Below are 23794 nucleotides of genomic sequence, written 5' to 3' on the forward strand. Positions count from 1 at the left end.
TCAAATTTTCCTATCAACAGCATCATTATTGCGTCTCTCTCTAACAAATACGATTATGGCTGGAATAAGTGATATTATTATGATACCAATCACTACATAAGAAAAATTATGCTTTATAAACGGTAATCCGCCAAAAAAATATCCTCCACTCAAAAATACGAGCACCCATAAAAATCCACCGAACATATTGTGAGTTATAAACTTCGAATATCTCATTTCACCAACTCCAGCTACAAATGGTACAAAAGTTCTTATTATTGGAATAAATCTTCCAATAACTATTGCCATAGACCCATGCTTTTCATAAAATCTATGAGCCCTATGTACATATTCTCTATTGATAAATCTGATATTTTCTTTTTCTAAAATATCGGTTCCAATTTTTTTACCTATAGAGTAATTGACAGTATCTCCAATTACCGCTGCCAGGAAAAATGCAATAAATAATGTAAACATCTCCATAATGCCTTCCGCTGCAAGTGCTCCAGTTGCAAATATAATAGAATCACCAGGCAGAAAAGGCGTAACAACCAAGCCTGTTTCACAGAATACAATCAAAAAAATTATCCCATACGTCCATATTCCATAATTTTGTACTATAATATTTAAATACCTGTCAAGATGTAATATAATATCAATTAAACTTCCTATAAAACTCATATATCTTTCCTCCTTTTACCCCATAAAACTAGATGCATAACATACTTAATATGTTATGCATCCAAAATTAAGATAAGATTAAAAAAAGATTATAATCTAAATAAAAACTTTTAACCCCACTTCGTCAGTATTAACTCTTACATTTAAAATAAAATCTACAATATTTTCTGCTACATCTGGGTTAGCATAAATTTTTTGAAAGTACTTGATTTTATTTAATTCCTCTGAATTATTCTCAGTTAAATCATCCACTATAGATTTTATGTCCTTCACATCTTCACATATTATTCCAAGATTGTACTTTTCAACAAATCTTGGGTTTTCTTCCTCTTGTCCGGGTAATGCACCTGTTATTATTAAAGGTGTATTACACGCTATAGCCTCCATTATTACATTTGGGCTACCTCTTGTAATCGCAATATCAGAACACTCCATCAAATCCTGTATATTTTTTGTAAACCCATATATTCTAACTTTATCTCCATATTTCTTTACTAGAGATTTTTTCAACTTGTTTTTTAAGGAGGTATTTCGACCTGCTATAATTTTTACAGTACAATCAAAGTTGTCAAGTAAAACTTCAGCTATCTTTTTCATATTGCCAACACCCTCGCCGCCGCTCATTATCATACATTTAAAGGATTCATCTCTATTACAATCCATATTGTCTTTACATCTATACCTGCCATCATAAAATCTTGAGCGTACCGGGAAACCTAAAACCTTTATTTTTTCCTCTGGAACACCGAAATCCATACACCTGTGCTTTGCTTCATTCGTAGGGCTTATGATATAATCAGCTCTTGTATCTGCCCACAAGGGAGATATGCTAACCAAATCCGCAATAAGCGTAACAAATGGGATTGTGATATTATATTTTTTTAGTATGTTTAAAATAGATCCATTGAAATTTGGATGTAAGGTTAAAATCAAATCTGGCTTTGTCCTTTTTAGTAGATCTAAGAATCTATCCTTTATCATTAACTCAATAATCTCATTAATAAGATATGGTTTAACACATGATATATCCCATATGATCTTCCATAGGCTTTCTGATTTTCTAGTTATAGGTCCATAAGCTTTAGCCACATCCAGTAAGGCAGTTCCACCCAATAAAAATCCATCTACAATATGAACTTCTACATTGTTGACATTCGAAAATTTTTCGCTTAGAGATTCTTCTATACTTTTGTGACCATGTCCAGTAAAATTAGATGAAATAATAAGTATACTATTAATCATAATTAGTTCCTTCCATTAAGTTAAATTATTTATATTATTCTATTGTGAGAACTTCATCACAGTATACATGTATACTTTACATGATTAAATCTAAAATAGTATTAAAAATCAGTTAAAATTCTATTAATTTTTAATACTTAAGGGGAAAATAGATTACAATAATTTATGATACAGTAAATAAAGGAGCCTTGAAATTTTATGAACAGAAACAATATGAAAACAATTTACACTATTTCTGTGTTTATAGCCTTAGCAGCTTTTGACAATATCATTATAGGATTATTCCCACCACTTTTTTCCTCTATTGCAAAGGATATGAATGTACAGATTTCTTCATTAGGAATTATTTCTGCAATTAATATATTGGTTACATCCTTCTCATCAATTTTATGGAGCTATCTGACCGGTAAATTTAACAGAAAACTTCTTGTGATTCTAGGTACCATCATTTGGTCATTATCAGTATTTCTGACAGCACACTGTCGCAATTACAGCCAATTATTTATTTACCAAATTTTTACAGGAATGGGTTTGGGGTGTATAGCATCAATCGGTTTTAGTATATTAACTGATTGTATTCCGAATAAATATAGAGGGATGCTACTAAGCCTTTGGGGAATGGCTCAAGGATTTGGAGGAATATCGGGATCATTGATGGCATCACTGGTTGCTCCTTTTACAAGCTGGAGAAAGCCTTTCGAAATTGTAAGCATCATAGGTTTTCTATTGGTTATACTATACTTTTTCATAAATGAACCTTCTGTAGGTGAATCAGAACCTGAACTGAAAAAACTTATTAAGGAAGGTTATGAGTACAATTACAACATTGAATTTAGTCACCTGTATGAAATTATTTCAAAGCCAAGTAATATTCTATTATTTTTACAGGCATTTTTTATGAATATTACAACCGGAACTCTCATATGGCTGCCAACCTTATACATTTCAAAAATTCAACAGCAGGGGTATAGCCCAGGGACTTCAATTATTGCTTCTGGATACCTTTTTGCTATATTTCAGTTGGGAGGTCTAACATCTCCTCTGTTTGGCCACATAGGTGATATTCTTCAAAATAAAACATATAAGGGAAGAGCTACCCTTACATCGTACTTAATATTTGCCATGATACCTTTTTACATAGCAGTTTTTATACTTCCTATGAACAAACTTGAACTAGTACAAAACAACAATCCATTATTAATACTTATGTCCTTATTAAAAGAATTCATAATAAATCCATGGATATCCATAATGTTTATTTTATCTTTTCTTGCAAGTGCGCTACAGTCAGCCAATACACCGAATTGGCTCGCTTTAATAACGGATGTAAACCTCCCAGAACACAGGGGGACTGCTTTTAGCATTGCTAATCTGGCCAACGGGCTTGGTAGAACTCTCGGAAATGCCGGAATTGGAAGCTTGCTTTCTATTGTTTCTATAAATATAAGTGAACCTCAAAATTATATAATCACTTTATCATTATTTCAATTGTTTTTAATTCCATCAGCTTTAGCTTATATAAATATGGCAAAAAATAATGCGGAAGACATAGGAAAAGTCAAGGATATCCTACATAAACGTGCTAAATCAGGTTGATACTATATCTAAGCTGGCAATTATTTTAGTGCCTTTTCCTTCTTCGCTTCTGACATTTAAAGTACCATTGTATATATCCACAATTTGTTTTGCAATGGATAGCCCAAGACCGCTTCCAGCAGTATCTTTAGATCTTGATTTATCTACACAATAAAATCTGTCAAATATTTTATCAATTTCATCTTTCGGAATTCCTATTCCTGTGTCGCTTATTACTATATTAATACAATCACCCAGTTTAATGGAACTTATATCTATTTTCCCATGTTCTCCTGTAAATTTTATGCTATTATCCACAATTATTCTAATTAACTGCTTTATGAGCTTATAATCTGCTACAACCTCAATATTTTCATTTTTTATATTTGATATCATATGCTTTTCATCTATCAATCTAGTTTCATCAACAACCTCGTCAATTAATTCATTGAGATAAAATTTATTCTTTTCTATCTTCTGAGAGTTATTATCTGTACGTGCCAGAAAAAGCAATTTTTCTATTAATTCACCCATATTATGTGATTCTGATTTAATGGCATCGATAGACTTTTCAAGAGCTTCCCTGTCATTTTTTCCCCATCTGTCCAAAAGTCCAGCATATCCCTGGATTATAGCAATTGGTGTCCTTAGCTCATGGGATGCATCTGAAACAAACTGTATCTGTCTGTTAAAAGATGTCTGTAGTCTGTCAATCATGCTATTCAATGTGGCAGCCAATCTCCTGAGTTCATCATTAGGTCCCCTTATATCTATTCTCTCCCTCAAATTATTTATACTTATATCATCTGCAGTTTTTGTAATATTATCAATCGGATTCAGCATTCTTTTACTTATAATATACCCAAGTAAAATAGATAAAATTATTCCAAATAAATCTGCAGCAGCCATGAAAAAGAATAGTATTTTTAGAAAATCGTACTCATTGTCCATATCCTTGATTATCTGTATATATAAATTTCCATAATTATTATATGAAATTCTTGTATTTAAATATGTCAAATGCCTTTCCTGTTTTTCCACATGCTTTGTCTCACCATAAGGTGCAGAAATCTTCAAATTATAATCAACTTTATCAGATTCATTTATCAGCTTTCCATTTTCATCTATTATTTTTATAAATATGTTTTCATTTGGCATTATATCTGAAAAAAGCTCATCATTGGATATTTTTCTATTTGATTCCAACCTATTGAGTATTATAGTATTCACATCCTTTATACGTTTGGCTGCCTGTGTATACATATAATATCTCACCCCGTGCAATATATAAGCATTTGATACTGCAAGCATCACAGAAAACATAAATGCAAATATACCAGTTAATTTAACAGATATTTTTGCATTTTTTATAATACTTAAGTTCATCATTTATCCCCTTTTATTACATATCCAACCCCTCTTATGGTTGTGATCAATTTATTTCCAAACCCATCATCAATTTTACTTCTAAGATATCTTATAAACACACTTACAACATTGGTATTGTTAAAATAGTCATATCCCCAAACTTTTTCAATTAACTGGTCTCGTGTCAAAACCACATTTTTATTTGCCAGGAGAATTTTTAAAAGATCATATTCTTTTTTTGTAAGCTCGATGGTTTTTCCACCTCTTGTAACTTCATGTGTCTCAATATTCATTATTAAATCATCTACTTTGTACTCATAATTATTTGATTTATCATTATCATTTCTTTTTATGACACGTATTCTGGCAAGAAGTTCTTCTATAGCAAATGGTTTCGTAAGGTAATCATTCGCCCCAATATCCAACCCCATTACTTTATCCGTAATATCATCCTTAGCCGTTATCATTATAATTGGAACTTTAGAAAATTGTCTTATTCTCCTGCAAACCTCCATTCCATTCAAACCGGGCAACATTATATCCAAAAGCACTAAATCATAATTTTTATTCTGTATTCTTCTCAATCCATCCCTTCCATTGAATTCAACATCGGTAATATATCCTTCATGATTAAGCTCCATTTGAATAAACATTGACATCTTCTTCTCATCTTCAATTATAAGTATTCTATAATTTTTCAAGGGATCACCTCTAAATAGTAATTAGCTATATTATATACTAAATAGATTAAAATTAAGTTAAAATTATTTATGCCTATTTGGACTTGAATTTCTTTTGAATGAATTACCCTTATATAATTTATTATTGTATTCATTCCTGTTATTTTTATTATAAATACTTTTAATTGATCTCTGATTTTCTTTAATTCTATTACTACCCGGGCGGTACAATTGTTTTGAGCTAGCTTTCAACCTATTGTTATTTTTGTTTGAGACAGACTTGTTATAATTACTAAGACCCTTTTTAGGAAAATCGGTATTACTCGAACTCCTATAGTTGCTTCTGGTATTAACAGTTTTTAAATTTTCACTTGAACTCATATTTGAATTTTTATTTGAACTTTTATTCAACCTCTTGTTTGAATTCTTATTTAAAATTACATTTCCATTAGATTGAATCTTAACGCTTAAATCAGAAGCTGCTACATTTGATTTAAATTTAGAAATATTTATATTTTTACCATTTATATCAATGGAAACAGCTTTTGTTTTCACATAATCCTTATCAATAAACTTGTCTTTTTTAGATTGATCAATTATGATTTCCAGTCCATCATTTATATTGGCATTATTTATTTTAATCTCACTCAATATTTTATTTCCATCATTATTTAATGCTTTGGAAAAAATAATCCTGTTAAAAAAGTTTACTCCCAATTCAATATGTGGATTTATATTTACCATAACTGTAGATGACGTACTGTAATAAGCTTTAACTCCTCCACCTATAGACAATATAAATATTATACATGCTGCCATGGCTACTTTCCTAGTACTAAAATTGAAAATCCCATGTGAAACCTCATTTCCTGCAAATTTTTCACCAACATTAGGTCTTCTACCATTGCAACCTACTTTTATAAATTCACCACAAGAAGTAAGTAAATTAGCATACTTTCCATTCACACTTATCACTATACCTTCTTTTTTACTCATTACATTCACCTACTTTTATATTTAAATAAGACTTTATATAAAGAAATCTTTCACTATTGAATATTACAAATAAAGCAATTATATATTTTCTCCACTTGTCGACAAATTTTTTGTTAAATCCAGTATATATACATATTTTTTTTATTGGCAATCTTCTATTATTTAATATAAATTTACTAATTTCACTATTATTACATATTTCTAAGACAAGCTTTAATGTATTATTTCTAGTATCTTTATGTTTTGGACTACTAGTTACGAGACTATTAAAATCAATTCTATATTTCATAAGTTCTTTGTTCAATTCAATAATCTCATCTGCTCTATTTTTATTTTCCATTTCCAGCTCAAAGCTAGCTATGGCATTGTTATTATCCAATTTTTTTATTTCATAATTGTCATTATCAAAAGTAAGCAAGGGTGTATTCTTATTTTTTCTAAAATAATCAATCAATGCATTTTTGATTATAACTTTTGCATATGTATAAAAATTTCCTCTAGATTCCGTATAATTATCACAAGCCTTATTAAACGCAATTAAGGCAACACTAAGTTCATCATCATTTTCCCATTGGAGATGTCTTTTTGAAATGGTATAAGTACATTTATATATAAAATTTTTATTTTCATCAATAAATTTATCCCTATTTTCACGAATCAAGTGATTGATACCAAGCATTAAATCACCTCATATATAATATATACGAAAAAAATAAAAATTTTAAGGGTTTTATAAGTTATTTTATCAGCAAGAAAATTTTAGAATAGTTAATATGTATTTAATATTCACCTAGTAAAATAAGAGCAACTATTAGCTAGGAGGAAAATTTTTATGCTGAAACTCAAAGAAACGGAAAAAAGCTGGATTATGTATGATTGGGCAAATTCAGCCTACAGTATAACTATTACATCTACAATATCTCCTCTGTATTTTAAAATCATATTTGAAAATGGGGGAGGAAACGTCTCTCTATCCACAGCTTATTGGGGATATGCAAATTCAATTGCCACCCTTATCATCGCCATAATAGCACCTATTTTAGGAACTATTGCAGATTACAAGGGCTATAAAAAGAACTTCTTCAATACATTCTTTTTCCTGGGCGTTACATTTACTGCACTTCTTGCAGCAGTACCCGATACAAGCTGGATACTGCTATTAATTTGCTATGTTATAACTGCCATTGGATTTTCAGGAAGTAATATTTTTTATGACGCTTTTCTTGTTGACATAACTTCAGAAGACAGGATGGATAGAATTTCAACCCTTGGTTTTGCCGCAGGATATATAGGCAGTACCATTCCCTTTATCATTTCAATATCAGTAATTATTCTTGCCCAACTTGACAAACTACCTTTATCAATAACATCCGCATGTAAAATAGCTTTTCTTATAACAGCTGTTTGGTGGATAATTTTTACCTTACCCATGATAAAAAAAGTAAAACAGACTCATGGAATTGATATAGAACCTGCTCCAGTTAAGAATAGCTTTAAAAGGTTGCTAAATACTTTTAGAAATATTAAAAATCACAGAAAATTATTTACCTTTCTGATTGCCTATTTTTTCTACATAGATGGTGTAGACACCATAATCAAGATGGCAACTTCTTATGGATCGGATCTTGGCATTAATACAACAAATCTGCTTGTAATATTACTTGTAACCCAATTCGTAGCTTTCCCTTCTGCCATTATCTATGGGAAATTATCAGAAAAATATCATGGCAAAACCATGATATATGCAGGAATAACAACTTATATTATAATATGTATCTATGCTTATTTTTTGAATAGTGTCTTGGATTTCTGGATATTAGCCATGCTGGTTGGAACCTCCCAGGGAGGGATACAGGCCCTGAGTAGGTCCTTCTTCGGTAAGCTAGTACCAAAGAAAAGTTCCAATGAGTTTTTTGGATTCTACAATATATTCGGCAAATTTTCAACTATAATAGGACCTTTTCTCGTAGGCATAATAACCCAGTTTACAGGCAATACCAGCAAGGGTATATTCAGCATCATTTTGTTATTTATTATTGGTGGCATTATACTTATTAAAGTACCAGACTAAACTACTTTTCTGTTTTGAAAATCTGAATAAATTCCTGCAACTCCTTTGTCATGCTATTGATATTGTGAATTTTATTGCATATTCTTTCCATTGTCACCAGCTGCTCTTCCATTGTTGCATTTACTTCTTCAGTAGTTGCCGATCCTTCTTCGATTATGCTGGAAGTATTGTCTACACACTGGTCAACCTCATCTTTATTGCTCTTCATCTTTTCCATTTCTTCATTCAGAAATTCAATGTCTTTTATCAGCTCATCGGAGTTGTTTATTATTGACTCAAATATTTCTATAGTAGCTTCCAGCTTATCATTGGATTTCTCTGCTATTTGTGTCGTATTAATAAATTCCTCTCTGATTTTATTTACAAAAATACCTATCTCGGTTATTATGTCGTGTATTTCTTTAGCAGAATCCGAGGATTGTTCTGCAAGCTTCCCTACTTCATCAGCTACTACAGCAAAACCTTTCCCCGCCTCACCTGCTCTTGATGCTTCTATAGCTGCATTCAATGCCAACAAATTAGTCTGTTCAGCAATAGATTTTATTGAATCCGTAATTGCTCCTATGGATTGAGATTTATCCGATAAGTTCTTTACATGCGCTGCGGCACTTTGTATTGATTTATAATTTTTATCAAATTCTTCCTTTAATTCCTTTGCAGACACAATTCCCAACTGATTTTTATCTTTAGTCTGCTTAGTATAATTAATAATCCTATCCGTACTTGTATCAATATTGTCCAAACTCTTCTTGAGTGTGGAAAATCTATCAACTATTATTGACATATAATTGGTCTGTTCAACTGTACCATCGGCAATCTCCCCCATAGCTGTACTCACATTCTTACTTGCCAAAATAAGCTCGTCCACTTGATTGCTCGTATCTTCATTATAGCCCTGCACATCTTTAATCATTATTTTTACTTTGCCAATTAGAGTAAATTGTTTGGCAATTACATTGTTAAAATTTCTTGCTATTTCACCCAGCTGATCCTGACGCTTTAGAAATTTCTTTTCAACCCTGGCAGTAAGATTTCCAGTAGAAACAGCATCCAAAGCTGTATTGAGATTACACAACGGATTCGTAACAAATTGTGAAATCAACAAAGCAACTAATATACTAATAATAAACATAAACACCACTATTGCTAAGAAAATATTATTCTGAGCCTTTACATCGGAAAAGGCAACATCATAAGGAACTATTGTTAATATTCCCCATTTAAGGTCTGTCATTGGTGAATAAATTGCCAGCAAAGTACTATTATTAAAATCATAGGTTCCCTGACCACTTTTGCCTGCAATAACATCCTTTACCGGAGAAAAATTCTTGTACATGGATACTCTGTTGAAATTAGCCCAATTTTTATGGGCAACTACCCTTCCATTATTATCTACTATAAAAGTAATATCATCCTTATTCTTCTGTACATCATCGATAATTTTGTTTAAGGCATTTACATCAACTGTTGCAGTAACACATCCCACAACATTTGTACCTACTTTCACAGGTACACTATAATAAAATTCCAAAGGCTTATTGTTAATTTCGGACATTTTTACATTTGAATACTGTATTTTGCCTGAAATTGCACTTTTAAAATACTCTTCCCCGGAAATATTTTTATAAATTCCAGACGTATTATAGATAATCTGTCCTTTTGCATCTGCAATTGATATTCCATCAATTGCCTCATTTGACTTTGCACCTTGAATTAAAATACTCTGCATTTCATCATAATTCATTGACTTAATATTTGGATTATCAGCCATTGACTGAATTTGATTTTCAATACTATTTAGATTGAATCTTATATCATCATTTATTCTACCTATCAACTGTTCATTTGATATATATATATTCTTTTTAATTAAATTCGAAGAATTGATACTTATATATGCTCCACTGCCTACAAGTGGCACAATGACAAGAAGTGCAAGAATGAAAACCAGCATTGCCTTGAAATCCTTTTTTACATTCAACGAGCTGAAACTTAATAGCTGTCGTACATTATCATAAATTTGTCCTTTACTTATAAATTTCATGATCATACCTCTTCCTGTATTTAATGGAATTTGTTATATTCTTCCTTTGTTTCTGGAATTTTTAGTTGCCCAGATGTTACCCTGACTTTAATACCATTGACCTCATTCAAGATATTTTCTGGTACAAGTTTATTGGTCGTTGGTGCTATGTCGACTCCCCCTTCAGACAAACCATATTGTAGTGTAGCTCCTCCATTCCATCTACCATCTTTTAGGTCTTTTGCAACATCATACACGGCAACATCCACTTTTTTCATAGCTGAAGTTATAACATTATTCGGCGCTAGAACACTTTGGTCAGAATCTACGCCTATACAGTATTTACCCTTCTCCTTGGCACATTGTATCAATCCATTTCCCGTTGCACCTGAAGCATGGAATATTATGTCCGCTCCACCATCATACATTTTAGAGGCAATCTCCTTTCCTTTTGCCGGATCTGAAAACGAACCTGCATATTCACTTACAACTTTGCATTTTGGATTTGCATATCTGACTCCTGCCATATATCCATATTGGAATTTCTGTATCAGAGTACTATTAACTCCGCCAATAAATCCCACAGTATTGGTCTTAGTCATTTTTCCGGCTATGTAACCTACAAGAAATGAACTTTCATTTTCTTTAAATACCACTCCTATCAAATTTGATGGTGTATCATTACCATAGGTATTGTCTATTATTGCATATTTCTGTTTTGGATGTTTCTGAGCTTCAGTCTTGATAGAATTTGCCATCATAAATCCAATTCCCCAGATAAGATCCTTTTTTTTATCTAAAGCAGCTTCAAAATTTTTAGTATAGTCATTTTCATTTTTTGTTTCCAGGTAGTCTGCTTTTATACCAAGATCCTTCTGTGCTTTTTCAAGGCCCTCCCAGGCGGATTGATTGAAAGATCCATCATTAATCCCTCCTACATCCGTTATAATTCCGATACTAAGAGGTAGTGAATTAATTTGTTCCTGAGAATCAGAATATTTCTGGGTACTCTTGTTTGCACAACCTACAAAAACAATAGAAACACATAAAATCAGCAAAATCACTTTAAGTACAATTTGTTTCATTTCATTCATCTCCTGTAAAGTTTTACAAATTAATGAATCTTGAACAACTATGATAAATCCTGTTTTAGCATATCCCTGTATATATTTTGTATAGCTATAAACTGTCCACCAATGAAATAACCATAATCATACAGATCTACATGATTTACCTTGACAATTGCAGGTATGGTTATATTGTTATGTTTGAAGGTGACCTCAAGTATGTCATCAATTTCAAATTTTTTACTTGATATAAATCCTATACCTGAAATTGAAAGATCGACACCCAATACTTCGACATTCAATTTTTCAGAATTTGCACTTGCAATTTTAAATTTAGAACTATAACCGAACCTCTCATTGATTCTACGATCCATTTTAAATATTTGATTTCTCCTGGACAAATAACTATAATCATTCCTTCTCATATCACAACTCACCTTTATACAATATTTAATTGATAAAACTTATTATGTAACTTCCATATATTCATTTCTTACAAATTCCCACTTAGAATTTCAGAAAGCTTATTAATAGTAACTTTAACTTCATCCATGGATTTAACAAGAATATCTACTGAAGCTGCCTGTTCTTCCATTGATGCACCGGTCTCTTCCGTATATGCAGCAGATGCCTCGGATATTGATGACAATTCCTTCATTGATTCAAGCAGAGTATTCTTCAAATCCTTTATTTTATCTAATTCCTCCTTTAAAAAATTTATCATGTCAATTATATTGTCTGATGACAACACAATATTGTCAAAAGATTTTACCGTAACACCTAACTTTTCATTGGATTCATCTACAACCATTTTATTACTTTCCATATTTCCCCTGGCTTTATCAATTATGTCCATTATCTCCACCAGAATGGAATCCACACTATGAGTTGATTCTGCAGACTGCTCTGCAAGCTTTCTCACTTCATCTGCCACAACTGCAAAACCACGTCCGGCTTTCCCAGCTCTGGCAGCTTCTATGGCCGCATTCAAAGCAAGCAGATTTGTCTGTTCTGCAATACTGTTGATTGAATCTATTATTTTTCTTATGGAATTTGATTTTTCGGATAGTTTTGTTATCTGAAGTGCCATATCTTCTGTAGATTTTCTGTTTTCCTTGAATTTATCTGAAAGCTCATCAATGGCTTTTGCTCCTAAATCATTATTCTTTTTTAGACTATTCATAGTGGAGACAGTTCCACCTATTTTATTCTCTGCAATTTCAAGCTTTTCAGCCAGCTGATTGCAAATTTTAAAATTGCTGTCAACTTCCTTTGCCTGTCTTCCCGAATCATCTGCAATTTCCTGAGAAGCCTTTGCAACCTGATGAGATGTTTCATTGAAAATATCCAAGGATTCATAGATTTTTTTAGAACTGCTCTTGAGTGAATTGAATACATTATTGATACTTTCCATTATGCCATTTTGAACGTCAAGCATCTTTGCTGTTTGTTTTTCCTTGTTTTCAGCAACAGCAAATAATTTATATGCTCTATTAGATATGTAAAATGCCAGCCCAGCCCCTATTGTGTATTCCATTCCTATGAACAACCATACACCTGTAGGAAGTAATGCTAAAAAGCCACTTGGGAAAATAAAGCCAGCTATAAGATTTCCCACTATAGTTGCAATAAGATTTACAATAATTACTGACTTTTCGAAATAAGCTATTTCCAGTACAATTACAAGAAAATATCCTTGAGTCAGTGCCATAAATCTTCCGTCATTAGTATAGCCTATAACTATAGCACCACATATTGGAATTATTGATATGTATAAATATTTTGCATATTTGCCTAGTTCTTTTTCAAGTATCTTAACTACTATACTGCAAATCGCCATTATAAAGCATATGTAATCCCTGATGGTTCCACCCAAAAAAAACATGACATACTCTGTACCGGCCACTGGTACACAGATATTCACTAAAAACATAATAAAATTCATTCTTCTCTCTTCATTTTTTAATGTGTCTAATTGCATAACAGCATCATTAACTTTAGTCTTCATGCCACCTCTCCTCTCTCTGAGTTTACTCCATATTACTACATTTTTTTTAAATCCTTGTTACTACCATGTTAAAATATGGGCTATTTAGTATAATTAACTGCAAATAAAAAACAACTGCTTACAACAATAAATTAATTTTTATATAGAAATCAAATTATAAAATGAGTATAGATCAAATTTATTTGATCTATACTCATTTTACTAGCATTACAGCTTGAACTTGTCGATGTGAGTAATCATGTCATTTGTCATATTTTCCAACGTCTCTGCAGATTCCTCCACAGTTTTAGAAGACCTATCCATTTCCTCGGATGATGCAGCAATTTCCTGGGAAGAGGCAGATATTTCTTCTGCAACCGCTGATACTGACTCTACTTTATTGGATATATCTTCTTTTTCGCTATCTATTTTTACAGCTGAGTTATTGATGGATTCAATCCTGGATATCATGATACTTATTTTTTTAATTATATCCCTGTAAGAATCAATTGCCGAATTCACTATTTCCACCTGTCCTAGGATCTCTTTATTCATATCCTCTGATGTGTCAACTATTGTACTCATACTGTTTGAAATATCATCAATCAGATTTTTGATGTTACCTGATGAATTTTTGCTCTGTTCAGCAAGTTTCCTTATTTCATCTGCGACCACTGCAAATCCTTTTCCAGCTTCTCCCGCTCTTGCCGCTTCAATTGCTGCATTCAAAGCAAGCAGATTGGTCTGCTCTGCAATATTATTTATCAATCCAGTAATTTCATTTATCTCACCAATACTGCTGGTAAATCCATTTATATTTTTTTTAAACCCGGCGGTTATTGAATTAACTTTGTCTATTGACTGAATCACAAGTTGCATTTTAGTATTACTTTCATTTGCCCTATCATTAATTCCATTTGAAGAATCCTTTATTTCTTTGATTTCGCCTACCATTGTACTGATTGCATCTTCAAATTCATTTACAATGCCTGCCAGGTTTACAAGATTCTGCGACTGTCCCCCGGTTCCCTTGGCTATCTCCTGGATAGAAGAAGAAACTCCATGGGAATTATCCGACATTTCACCTGAAATATGTCTTAAATCCCCTGCATAATCCTTAATCCTGTTAAATGAATCCTTCATCTCAAGCAGCATGGATTTTAAAGATTCCTGCATCTCTCTTAATGCCCTTGAAACATCTCCTACTTCATCATTCATTTCAAGAAATTTTTCAGGTATTTCAGATTCCAGACTTCCCTGTGAAATCAGCTTTAAATGTCCAACTGCATCGTTCAGGGATTTCGTTATTTTCTTAATTAAAGGAACGGTAATCAATACAGCCAGCAATATAAGTACACATGTCGCTATAATGGCTTTTATCATCAGTAGATTAATCGGCTCGGCCAGTTCACTTTCAGAAATACGTATTCCTAAAATCATATTTGAATTTGGAACAGAAGCATAGTACACCAAGTATGACATTCCATTGTCAGTATAGAATCCTTCTCCAGATTTTCTTGAAATCATGCTTTTACCAATGGACACAAGAGATGTATTCGATTCTTCCTGAATTTTTTTATTCATAACTTTGGATTTATTATCTACTGCTATATATGTTCCATCATTAGAAATTAAAAATACTCTTCCTGTATCTCCAATTTTTATACCTTCAATATTTTTTTGAATAGTTGTTAGATCCATGTCCGCCGTGGTAACCCCCAATAATTTATTATTTGAATCGACAAAATTGGCTGTTGCCGTTATCATGGAAACTTTTGTTACTGGATCAATGTATGGTTTGGACCAGGCTATATCTTTATTTATATCCATCCCCAACTTATACCAGTCATTACTGTGATAATCATTTTCCGCCTTGCTGTAATCATCGGTATAGACGACCTTCCCATTATCCTTGTATGCATATGGTCCGAAATATTTGATATCTTTTTTATACTTATAAGGTTCGAACCATATACCGTTACCACAAGTCTCCTTGTTTGTTTCCGGAAATTTTTTTAATATTAAAACATAATTATCCTTTTCCAGTACTGGATATGAAGCCTCAACTGTCTTTGCCAATGTTTGGGCAACTTTTGCATTATTCAATAGTAATTTCTGAATCATTTCTGAGTTATTAGATAATCTTGTATTCATCTCTTCCGCTATCTGTTTATTTAATATTGTTCTGGTGCTAAAATAAGTAATTATAGTCAAAGAAAACATGCCAACCAATATTACCGGTATAACTATCAAATTTATTTTGATTAATATACTTCGCTTTTTCATTCGCTACTTTCCCTTCAATAATTAATTTTATAAAGCTATTCAAGCACTTATAACATTTGTTTTATTGAGTAAAATATCATTATATATATCCATAAGTCCACTAAAAACTTTATTCCAGGATCTATTAAGTCCAGTATTTCTTCCATTTATCCTCAATACATTTCTCAAATCTTCATTATCAATTAACTCTATCATTAAATTAACCAATTCATTGACATCTCCTGCTCTGAATTTAAGTCCGTTAATTCCATGCTCAATTATATTTTTGACTCCTCCTGCATCGGCACCTATAACCGGAATGCCAGAAGTCATGGCCTCAAGCACCACATTCCCAAAAGTCTCTGATGAAGAGGGAAAAGTAAATACATCACTTGATGCATAAATTTGTGCTAATTCTCTTCCTTTTTTAAATCCCGTAAATATAGTATCTTCTGGAAAACAATTCTTGCATTTATCCATATACGGGCCCTCTCCTGTTATAACAAGGGCTATTTTATCTTTATATTTACTATAAACTTCTTTATAGGCATCAATTAAAATATCTAAATTCTTCTCTGGTGAAACCCTTCCTACGTACAAAAATACCAACTTGTCGTTAATACCAAGCTTTTTTCTTAAATCATCACTTCTTAGTTCAGGTTTGAATTTTTCAGAATCCACTCCCCTTGAAAAAATATCTGTATTTGATATTCCCTCTCTCTTAAGATACAATTTTGCTTCCTCTGATGGACACAACGTCAAATCATTTTGATTGTGAAACCATCTCAAATAAGTCCACATGTAATAATTCAAAAAGTTTAAATTATAAGAATTTAAATATTGACAGAAATTAGTTGTATAATTAGATACGGTGGGTATTCCATGCTTTTTACCATATTTTAACCCTGCCACTCCCATATTGAATTCAGTCATAAGTTGTATTATATCAGGTTTAAAATTAGACAATAAAGTATTTAATCTAAAGGTGTTAGGAAAAGCTACTCTACATTCCGGATAGGGAAAAAATTTTATACTAAAAAATCTTTGAATATTATAACTTTCATTTTTTTCTATATCATTTCCAGGTGCAAATATTAAATACTCAATATTGTTTACTTCGTAATACTCTGCAAGTTTACTTAGGGTATTCGTAACTCCATTTATCTGGGGTAAAAAAGTATCTGTAAAAATAGCTACTTTCACATTATCCCTCCTATACCTTTTGGTAGATTATAATTTTCTAAATTTTCTAAATTATTGATGTTAAAATAGACTATTGATTCTACTGTCATATTTATAGTTGATACAGCATAAATTATATCTCTTAGAAATGACCTCCTTTGTTTAAAATATCTTTTCTGCATATCAAAAACAATTGATAATACATTCCTTTGCGGTAAATTTCTACTGTCAATTAATTTTAGTCTGCCAAATATGAGAAGAATTTGTAAATTAAAATGAAGCAATATTTCATATGCTATATGCTTAAAAATATTTTTTTTACTGTATTCCTCAGTATGATATAGACAGAAATAATCACTTATATAATGACACATAATCCCAAGAATCATCGAAAATTGATTGATATCCAGTTCGTCATGAGAAAGTTGATTAAAACATTTAGATACAATATGCAAGCTATCCTTCAAAGTATGGGGATTCCTGCAAGAATTAGGAGAAATATCTGGTTTAATATTTCCATACATAAAAATTATTTTGTTTAATTTAAAATTTAATTCTCTTAAGCAATGTTTATATACAATTTTAGAAAATAATATATGTGTATTTATTATCATTACCTTGACACCTCTTTACATATTCCCCTAATATAATAATATTTCCTATAGCTGCTTTTTGACTGCATGTTTGTGTTAAGTTTTATTTAAGAGATATTCATGTATGTTAAATTCACAAATTTTTAGATTTTAATGATTGCTCAAAAACAGATAAACTAGAAAAGAGTATTACAAAACCAGGTACATAGTTCTGTAATACTCTTTTCTAGTTTATAATCCACACTTTTCGAGTGCTTGTTTTAAATCATAGATAATATCCTCTGCACTTTCAAGCCCTATACTGAATCTTATATATCCATTCCTAAATTTTTCCGGATAAAAATTTATTCTTTCATCATTCGGACCTGTATAGACAATTAGACTTTCATCATGTCCAAGAGAAACTGCCGGAATAACGAGTTTAAGAGAATTTATGAATTTATTGTGAGTTTCGCTATCTGCTTTAAGTGCAAAAGCTATGACTCCAGAATACATCTTCATCTGCTTTTTTGCAATTTTATGTTGTGGATGGCTCTCAAGTCCAGGATATGCAACAAATTTCACGGATGGATTTGACTCCAGATATTGTGAAACTTTAAGTGCAGTATCACTGTGCTGTTTCATACGAAGAGGTAATGTCACAACTCCTCTCATTATAAGCCATGCATTGAACGGACTTATTGTACCTCCAAGATTAACCATAGCTTCACTTTTTATTTTGTCTATAAGTTCTTTCTTTCCTATTACCGCTCCACCCATTGCATCACCGTGTCCATTTATATACTTTGTCAAACTATGAACTACCAGGTCAGCTCCAAGTTCAAGAGGATGCTGTAAATATGGAGATGCAAAAGTACTGTCCACACTAAACAATGCTCCAATAGACCTGGCAATTTTAGCTATTTCTGCAATATCGCTTATCTTCGTAGTTGGATTGCCAGGTGTCTCAACATGAATAAGCTTTGTATTAGGTCTTATTGCTTTTTTTATTTCTTCCAGGTTGGATGTATCTACAAGCGTAGCTTCTATTCCATACTTGTCTGGAAGATACTGGTTAAGCAGTCTGTAAACTGCTATGTATGATACATTCGAACATATTACATGAGATTTACTTCTAAGAAATGTAAAAAATACTCCTGCAAGTGCTGCAACCCCACTTGCCAGTACTACACAATCTTCACCACCCTCTAATGCAGCCAGTCTTTGCTGAAGGTAAAGCTGATTTGCAGAAGTATTCCTTGTATAAAGCATCTGGTTTGGATCACTCCAATTAATTGATGATGCATCCTCTGGAAGTTTGTAACAATTTGCCATAGTTATAGGACGCCTAATAGAGCCTGTCTCTTTATCAATACCATTGCCTACATGTACACATTTTGTTATAAAACTAGTTTCCTTGGTCATATGTTTCCTCCTTGTAAATTTAATAAATATTTGTATTAAAAAAAGCCGTCTTTCATAAGAAAAACAACTTTAATTTCATAAAATATTTTTCTTATCTCTCAGAATATTCTGCTGGAATTAACACCATACATCGATATACAAATGTTGGTTGTCGGGTTTCAAAGGGCCAGTCCCTCCACCACTCTTGATAAGATTCAATTATTTAATTTATTTCATAATATACTAGAAAAAATTTATTGTCAATAAGTTTAATGGTAATTTGATCTTTAACTATTTTTCTTCTCCATATCTAGAAGCTTTTTCTTTATACCTAACCCACCTGCATAACCAATCAAATCTCCATTGGAACCAATAACACGATGACATGGAATGATAATCGCAATAGGATTCTTATTATTTGCCATGCCTACTGCACGGTATGCTTTAGCATTTCCTATGCTTTCTGCTATATACTTATAACTACAGGTTTCCCCATAAGGGATATTCTGAAGTGCTCTCCATACTTTTCCTTGAAATTCAGTTCCCTGTGGTGCCAGCGGTATATCGAAAACTTTCCTTGTCCCACTAAAGTACTCCTCAAGTTCCTCATATACCCTTTTAATTAAGTATGTCTCAATACACATTGTATATTCAGGAATATTTTCTCCAAAATATATATGAGTGATATTTCCGCTGTTTTCGGCAATAACTAACTTCCCGATTTTAAATTCATAGCAATATGCGCTGTACATATTATACCCTCCATTCATTATTCTTTACATATCATCTTCATATTCTTTACGTATCTTATTTTCACGTTTTTTTGAAATCCATCCTACTCCCCACATACAGAAAAAAGTAATAGCGAATGAACTTAAAAAAATGATAACTATTTCTATAAAAAACATTACGATATTCTGTCTATTTTGTATATATTTCATGTAATTTGACACACTAGCAATTATTGTAACTGCTGAACTTGAAATCAAGCTATTCAGCAAATATATTCTATTTCCATGTTTCTTTGAATCAAATATACCATTTCCTTTTATGACATTTCTTATAAGAATGTAGAATGATCCACCAAAAAATGCAATAAATTCCGTCATATAGGAAGTAAATGGTTCATCCAATATAAATTGCTTATACAATACAGAAATTAATAAAAAAACGGAAACCATCTGAAATGCATCGCTGGCTATCTTATGCTGTTCAGCTATAATTCTCTCATCTTTAAAATTTTTATTTATCATTTATATTCCTCCCAAAATAAATCATTTAATGTTCTATTTAATGTTCTACATATGGCAATACATAATCTAAGTGATGGATTATACTTTCCAGCTTCTATCATACCAATTGTCTGTCTTGTAACCCCTATTTTTTCCGCAAGCTGTTCCTGGGACAAATCACATTCTACTCTTGCAATCTTCATACGTTTGTTCTTCAAGTCTATAACCTCCTTACACTATTTATTATAATATATATGTGTATAAATGTAAATTATATATTTCATTTTGTTTTATATTTTATACTTTTACAATTGAGGTTTACAAGTACTTTCTATAAAATATAAATTTTAATTGAAAATTATGATATTATTTTATATATAATACTTTCATGAAAGGACGATACTAATGAACATTTCAATCAGACAGGTAAAAGATGAAGATCTTGACGCAGTCGCAAAAATTGAAACAATATGCTTTCCAAAAGCGGAAGCAGCTACAAGAAAATCCTTGAGGCAGCGTATAAAAATATTTTCGGAAAGTTTTTTTGTAGCAGAAGAGGATAAAAAAATAATTGGCTTTATAAATGGATGCATAACAAATGAAACTGCCATCTATGACGAACTGTACAAAGAACCTTCTCTACATATTCCAAATGGAAATTATCAGACAATTTTTGGACTTGATATATTACCAGACTATAGAAACAATGGGAATGCAGCTAAATTGATGAATCACATGATAGAGGCATCCAGACTCTCCGGAAGAAAAGGATTAATTCTCACCTGCAAGGAAAGACTTATTCACTATTATGAAGGATTTGGATATATAAACAAGGGAATATCCAGATCAGTACATGGGGGTGCAACTTGGTATGATATGATACTTAAATTTTAAATTATAAGTGCTCCATGAAAAATTCAACATGGAGCCCAATTACTTTAATCTCTAAAATGGATGTCAGTTTTTGACTGTTTTTTTAATATATCTAGGTTCTATCATATCATAGGGATTTATAAAATCTTCAAATTCTTCTTCCTTTAAAATCTTTTCTTCAAGTACGATATCTTTTATAGACCTTCCTGTATTAATAGCTTTTTTTGCAGCTTGAGCCGCTTTATTGTATCCAATATAAGGGGACAGTGCCGTTATCATTCCTATGCTATTATTTAAAAGCTGCCTACATTTCTCTCTGTTTGCAGTTATTCCCTTAATGCAATTATCTTTAAAAGTCTTTATTCCATTACACAAGGTCTCCAAAGATTCAAATAAATTGTAAAATATAACTGGTTCAAATGCATTCAATTCAAGCTGACCAGCTTCTACTGCCATTGCTATTGTGACATCATTTCCAATTATGTTAAATGCAATTTGGTTTAATACTTCAGGTATAACAGGATTTACTTTTCCTGGCATTATGGAAGATCCATTTTGTACAGCCGGAAGGTTTATTTCTCCAATTCCAGTCCTCGGTCCTGAAGACATCAGTCTCAAGTCATTAGACATTTTTGACAAATTGACTGCACATGTTCTTATCGCTGAAGATATATTGGAAAAAGCATCCAAATTTTGGGTAGAATCTATCAAATCATCTGCCTGGCAGAATTCTATTCCAACAATTATAGAAAGATTTGGAACGATTTCCTCTATATATTCACAGTCAGCATTTATTCCAGTTCCTACAGCCGTTCCCCCTATATTTAATACTCTCATATCCTGCGAAGCTTTTTTTATTCTTATGATATCCCTTTTTATTACGGCACTATATGCCTTAAATTCTTGACCGAGTGTAATTGGAACAGCATCCTGTAATTGGGTTCTCCCCATCTTTATAACATCTTTGAACTCTTCACTTTTTTCTTTTAATTCCTTATATAATTCGTTTAATTGCCTTATAACTTTCAATACCAACCTCAAGGTAGTAATTTTACCTGATGTTGGTATAACATCATTTGTAGACTGTCCCATATTGACATGGTCATTTGGACTCACAATACTATAATTTCCCCTTTCACCGCCCAGAAGCTCTATAGCTACATTGGCTATAACTTCATTAGCATTCATATTCATGGATGTACCCGCACCGCCTTGAACAGGATCTATAATAAATTGTTCTCTAAACTTGCCTTCAATTATCTCATTACAGGCCTCTACAATTGCATGTCCAATTTTACCGTTCAATATTCCAATTCCACAATTCGTTATTGCAGAAGCTTTTTTAACCTGAACTAAACTTTTTACAAATTCTGGGTTCATTTTTAGTCCCGTAATATTGAAATTATTATATGCCCTCAAAGATTGGACCCCATAATAAGCATCCTTTGGAACTTCTTTACTACCTATAGAATCACTTTCAATTCTAAAACTCATTTCAAATAAACCTCCTATTAAATATAATCCATAAATATTTTTGCAATAATTTGGTCACTTAATATCATATAGAACAATTACATTTTTATTATTTTATTTAACATTATAAACAAGTAATAATCATATTTCAAATATATTTTTATTATTACTGACGTATTTTTATTATTATTGCTTATTTAATAATAAATTATTAATAAACAAATTAAAAGAATTATAATTCTTTTGCCACATTTATATAAATTATCTGAATATTTTACTGCTGCAGATTATAAATACAAATGCTTTTTCCTTTTGCAGATTATTTAACTTGGCTGTATATATTGAAACTTTAAAATTGGATACTTTCATAAAAAAAGGCTCAATATTATATTATAATTCATTAAAGTAATTATATTATTAAAGTCATATTTTTTTAATTAAAAAAATATGACTTTAATAATATATGTTAGACATTACCATAAATAAATTTTTTAATTTTATCGTAGCTCTCCTCATCCCCAACTGCTACAAAAATATCATTATCTTCAAACACAGCATATGGTCCCGGAGAAATTATCAACTTTCCTTTTCTTCTTATAGCTATTATAGTAGCATTCGTATTTTGCCAGAATTTAATTTCACATATAGTCTTTCCAATAATACTAAGACCAGAATATATTTGAAATTCAAAAGGTGAAAAAGGATTTGTCCTAGCAAACCTATTTGAATAATCTATAAGTTCATTAATTTTTACTTGAACCCTCTTTTCAAGTACATTTTTTTGTTCAAATATATCTAATATTTCCTTTTTTATGGAATTTATTGATCTAATTTCTTTAAATTTCTCTATAAACTTCAAACAATTATCTACAGATTTAACAATAATTCCACTTCCTTTTACTACTTCTACTATATCCATATCATTTAAAAGAATAATAGCCCTTCTGACTGTCTCTGGTGAAACATTATAGTGGCTTGCAAGAGATGACCTTCCGTAAATTTTATCTCCTATAGAAAAATCTCCTGCCGCTATTCTATTTGCTATGTCAACTGCAATCTTCTGATATACAGGTTTAATCATATATTGTGATGACATTTTTCAAATATCACTTTAAAATATTTAC

General features: G+C 31.4%; 22 protein-coding genes and 1 riboswitch. Of the genes, 3 read left to right on the top strand and 19 right to left on the bottom strand.

Annotated features, from left to right (window positions below; genetic code table 11):
* Both ACSVC9_RS08160 and ACSVC9_RS08165 read right to left on the bottom strand, forming a co-directional pair.
* Complete coding sequence (locus ACSVC9_RS08160) at nucleotides 1-660, bottom strand: DedA family protein (protein ID WP_446896999.1); 660 nt, start codon at nucleotides 658-660, stop codon at nucleotides 1-3.
* A gap of 96 nt (nucleotides 661-756) precedes the next feature.
* Nucleotides 757-1902 (bottom strand): MGDG synthase family glycosyltransferase, encoded by a 1146-nt coding sequence (locus tag ACSVC9_RS08165; protein ID WP_446897000.1) that lies wholly within the window; start codon nucleotides 1900-1902, stop codon nucleotides 757-759.
* 198 nt (nucleotides 1903-2100) lie between these two features.
* Here ACSVC9_RS08165 and ACSVC9_RS08170 point away from each other — a divergent pair, with 198 nt between their 5' ends.
* Nucleotides 2101-3498: an MFS transporter gene (locus tag ACSVC9_RS08170; protein WP_446897001.1), complete on the top strand. Its 1398-nt coding sequence runs from the start codon at nucleotides 2101-2103 to the stop codon at nucleotides 3496-3498.
* On the opposite strand, the gene ACSVC9_RS08175 is transcribed toward ACSVC9_RS08170, so the two are convergent.
* The 4 genes from ACSVC9_RS08175 to ACSVC9_RS08190 all read right to left on the bottom strand — a co-directional run bounded on the left by ACSVC9_RS08175 (nucleotide 3490) and on the right by ACSVC9_RS08190 (nucleotide 7200).
* Entirely contained in the window at nucleotides 3490-4866 is a 1377-nt protein-coding gene (locus tag ACSVC9_RS08175) for a HAMP domain-containing sensor histidine kinase (RefSeq protein ID WP_446897002.1), read from the bottom strand. The genes ACSVC9_RS08170 and ACSVC9_RS08175 overlap by 9 nt on opposite strands.
* The gene (locus tag ACSVC9_RS08180) at nucleotides 4863-5546 is read right to left on the bottom strand and encodes a response regulator transcription factor (RefSeq protein WP_446897003.1); all 684 of its coding nucleotides are present in this window, start codon (nucleotides 5544-5546) and stop codon (nucleotides 4863-4865) included. Before ACSVC9_RS08180 ends, ACSVC9_RS08175 begins: the two co-directional genes overlap by 4 nt.
* 63 nt (nucleotides 5547-5609) lie before the next feature.
* Nucleotides 5610-6521: an anti-sigma-I factor RsgI family protein gene (locus ACSVC9_RS08185; protein ID WP_446897004.1), complete on the bottom strand. Its 912-nt coding sequence runs from the start codon at nucleotides 6519-6521 to the stop codon at nucleotides 5610-5612.
* On the bottom strand, nucleotides 6514-7200 hold the full coding sequence (locus ACSVC9_RS08190; protein WP_446897005.1) for a sigma factor: 687 nt from the start codon (nucleotides 7198-7200) through the stop codon (nucleotides 6514-6516). The genes ACSVC9_RS08185 and ACSVC9_RS08190 overlap by 8 nt, the downstream gene beginning before the upstream one ends.
* Nucleotides 7201-7353: 153 nt before the next feature.
* On the opposite strand from ACSVC9_RS08190, the gene ACSVC9_RS08195 reads away from it, so the two are divergent.
* Nucleotides 7354-8592: an MFS transporter gene (locus ACSVC9_RS08195; protein ID WP_446897006.1), complete on the top strand. Its 1239-nt coding sequence runs from the start codon at nucleotides 7354-7356 to the stop codon at nucleotides 8590-8592.
* A gap of 1 nt (nucleotide 8593) precedes the next feature.
* Here ACSVC9_RS08195 and ACSVC9_RS08200 read toward each other — a convergent pair whose 3' ends face one another.
* The 11 genes from ACSVC9_RS08200 to ACSVC9_RS08250 form a co-directional block, all read right to left on the bottom strand.
* On the bottom strand, nucleotides 8594-10636 hold the full coding sequence (locus ACSVC9_RS08200) for a methyl-accepting chemotaxis protein (protein WP_446897007.1): 2043 nt from the start codon (nucleotides 10634-10636) through the stop codon (nucleotides 8594-8596).
* Nucleotides 10637-10656: 20 nt separating this feature from the next.
* Nucleotides 10657-11700: a BMP family lipoprotein gene (locus ACSVC9_RS08205; RefSeq protein WP_446897008.1), complete on the bottom strand. Its 1044-nt coding sequence runs from the start codon at nucleotides 11698-11700 to the stop codon at nucleotides 10657-10659.
* A gap of 47 nt (nucleotides 11701-11747) precedes the next feature.
* Nucleotides 11748-12107, bottom strand: a complete 360-nt coding sequence (locus ACSVC9_RS08210) for a PilZ domain-containing protein (protein ID WP_446897009.1) — start codon at nucleotides 12105-12107, stop codon at nucleotides 11748-11750.
* 68 nt (nucleotides 12108-12175) lie between these two features.
* Nucleotides 12176-13690, bottom strand: coding sequence for a methyl-accepting chemotaxis protein (locus tag ACSVC9_RS08215; protein ID WP_446897010.1), 1515 nt, complete (start codon nucleotides 13688-13690; stop codon nucleotides 12176-12178).
* A 207-nt stretch (nucleotides 13691-13897) separates the two neighbouring features.
* Nucleotides 13898-15955: a methyl-accepting chemotaxis protein gene (locus ACSVC9_RS08220; protein ID WP_446897011.1), complete on the bottom strand. Its 2058-nt coding sequence runs from the start codon at nucleotides 15953-15955 to the stop codon at nucleotides 13898-13900.
* A gap of 39 nt (nucleotides 15956-15994) precedes the next feature.
* Complete coding sequence (locus tag ACSVC9_RS08225) at nucleotides 15995-17137, bottom strand: glycosyltransferase family 4 protein (protein WP_446897012.1); 1143 nt, start codon at nucleotides 17135-17137, stop codon at nucleotides 15995-15997.
* Nucleotides 17134-17730, bottom strand: a complete 597-nt coding sequence (locus ACSVC9_RS08230) for a zinc dependent phospholipase C family protein (RefSeq protein ID WP_446897013.1) — start codon at nucleotides 17728-17730, stop codon at nucleotides 17134-17136. Before ACSVC9_RS08230 ends, ACSVC9_RS08225 begins: the two co-directional genes overlap by 4 nt.
* 210 nt (nucleotides 17731-17940) lie before the next feature.
* The gene (locus ACSVC9_RS08235) at nucleotides 17941-19113 is read right to left on the bottom strand and encodes a trans-sulfuration enzyme family protein (protein WP_446897014.1); all 1173 of its coding nucleotides are present in this window, start codon (nucleotides 19111-19113) and stop codon (nucleotides 17941-17943) included.
* An 88-nt stretch (nucleotides 19114-19201) separates the two neighbouring features.
* Nucleotides 19202-19307: riboswitch (SAM riboswitch) on the bottom strand.
* 72 nt (nucleotides 19308-19379) lie between these two features.
* The gene (locus tag ACSVC9_RS08240) at nucleotides 19380-19844 is read right to left on the bottom strand and encodes a methylated-DNA--[protein]-cysteine S-methyltransferase (protein WP_446897015.1); all 465 of its coding nucleotides are present in this window, start codon (nucleotides 19842-19844) and stop codon (nucleotides 19380-19382) included.
* Between the two features lie 24 nt (nucleotides 19845-19868).
* Nucleotides 19869-20345 carry a DUF6773 family protein gene (locus ACSVC9_RS08245; RefSeq protein WP_446897016.1) on the bottom strand — a complete coding sequence of 159 codons (477 nt, stop codon included), beginning with the start codon at nucleotides 20343-20345 and terminating at the stop codon, nucleotides 19869-19871.
* Nucleotides 20342-20542, bottom strand: a complete 201-nt coding sequence (locus tag ACSVC9_RS08250) for a helix-turn-helix transcriptional regulator (protein WP_446897017.1) — start codon at nucleotides 20540-20542, stop codon at nucleotides 20342-20344. Before ACSVC9_RS08250 ends, ACSVC9_RS08245 begins: the two co-directional genes overlap by 4 nt.
* Before the next feature lie 187 nt (nucleotides 20543-20729).
* On the opposite strand from ACSVC9_RS08250, the gene ACSVC9_RS08255 reads away from it, so the two are divergent.
* The gene (locus ACSVC9_RS08255) at nucleotides 20730-21218 is read left to right on the top strand and encodes a GNAT family N-acetyltransferase (RefSeq protein ID WP_446897018.1); all 489 of its coding nucleotides are present in this window, start codon (nucleotides 20730-20732) and stop codon (nucleotides 21216-21218) included.
* 63 nt (nucleotides 21219-21281) lie between these two features.
* Here the strand turns inward: ACSVC9_RS08255 and ACSVC9_RS08260 are convergent, their stop codons facing one another.
* Together ACSVC9_RS08260 and ACSVC9_RS08265 are read right to left on the bottom strand one after the other, a co-directional pair.
* On the bottom strand, nucleotides 21282-22691 hold the full coding sequence (locus tag ACSVC9_RS08260; protein WP_446897019.1) for an aspartate ammonia-lyase: 1410 nt from the start codon (nucleotides 22689-22691) through the stop codon (nucleotides 21282-21284).
* 445 nt (nucleotides 22692-23136) lie between these two features.
* Nucleotides 23137-23766, bottom strand: a complete 630-nt coding sequence (locus ACSVC9_RS08265) for a TrkA C-terminal domain-containing protein (protein ID WP_446897020.1) — start codon at nucleotides 23764-23766, stop codon at nucleotides 23137-23139.
* Nucleotides 23767-23794 lie beyond the last annotated feature (28 nt).

It is taken from the genome of Clostridium sp. LBM24168, assembly GCF_052953915.1.

Bases quoted from the DNA above. Each gene is read 5' to 3' on its own strand.
- ACSVC9_RS08160 (WP_446896999.1), bottom strand. From the start codon at position 660: ATGAGTTTTATAGGAAGTTTAATTGATATTATATTACATCTTGACAGG.
- ACSVC9_RS08165 (WP_446897000.1), bottom strand. From the start codon at position 1,902: ATGATTAATAGTATACTTATTATTTCATCTAATTTTACTGGACATGGT.
- ACSVC9_RS08170 (WP_446897001.1), top strand. From the start codon at position 2,101: ATGAACAGAAACAATATGAAAACAATTTACACTATTTCTGTGTTTATA.
- ACSVC9_RS08175 (WP_446897002.1), bottom strand. From the start codon at position 4,866: ATGATGAACTTAAGTATTATAAAAAATGCAAAAATATCTGTTAAATTA.
- ACSVC9_RS08185 (WP_446897004.1), bottom strand. From the start codon at position 6,521: ATGAGTAAAAAAGAAGGTATAGTGATAAGTGTGAATGGAAAGTATGCT.
- ACSVC9_RS08190 (WP_446897005.1), bottom strand. From the start codon at position 7,200: ATGCTTGGTATCAATCACTTGATTCGTGAAAATAGGGATAAATTTATT.
- ACSVC9_RS08195 (WP_446897006.1), top strand. From the start codon at position 7,354: ATGCTGAAACTCAAAGAAACGGAAAAAAGCTGGATTATGTATGATTGG.
- ACSVC9_RS08200 (WP_446897007.1), bottom strand. From the start codon at position 10,636: ATGAAATTTATAAGTAAAGGACAAATTTATGATAATGTACGACAGCTA.
- ACSVC9_RS08205 (WP_446897008.1), bottom strand. From the start codon at position 11,700: ATGAAACAAATTGTACTTAAAGTGATTTTGCTGATTTTATGTGTTTCT.
- ACSVC9_RS08210 (WP_446897009.1), bottom strand. From the start codon at position 12,107: ATGAGAAGGAATGATTATAGTTATTTGTCCAGGAGAAATCAAATATTT.
- ACSVC9_RS08215 (WP_446897010.1), bottom strand. From the start codon at position 13,690: ATGAAGACTAAAGTTAATGATGCTGTTATGCAATTAGACACATTAAAA.
- ACSVC9_RS08220 (WP_446897011.1), bottom strand. From the start codon at position 15,955: ATGAAAAAGCGAAGTATATTAATCAAAATAAATTTGATAGTTATACCG.
- ACSVC9_RS08230 (WP_446897013.1), bottom strand. From the start codon at position 17,730: ATGATAATAAATACACATATATTATTTTCTAAAATTGTATATAAACAT.
- ACSVC9_RS08235 (WP_446897014.1), bottom strand. From the start codon at position 19,113: ATGACCAAGGAAACTAGTTTTATAACAAAATGTGTACATGTAGGCAAT.
- ACSVC9_RS08240 (WP_446897015.1), bottom strand. From the start codon at position 19,844: ATGTACAGCGCATATTGCTATGAATTTAAAATCGGGAAGTTAGTTATT.
- ACSVC9_RS08245 (WP_446897016.1), bottom strand. From the start codon at position 20,345: ATGATAAATAAAAATTTTAAAGATGAGAGAATTATAGCTGAACAGCAT.
- ACSVC9_RS08255 (WP_446897018.1), top strand. From the start codon at position 20,730: ATGAACATTTCAATCAGACAGGTAAAAGATGAAGATCTTGACGCAGTC.
- ACSVC9_RS08260 (WP_446897019.1), bottom strand. From the start codon at position 22,691: ATGAGTTTTAGAATTGAAAGTGATTCTATAGGTAGTAAAGAAGTTCCA.
- ACSVC9_RS08265 (WP_446897020.1), bottom strand. From the start codon at position 23,766: ATGTCATCACAATATATGATTAAACCTGTATATCAGAAGATTGCAGTT.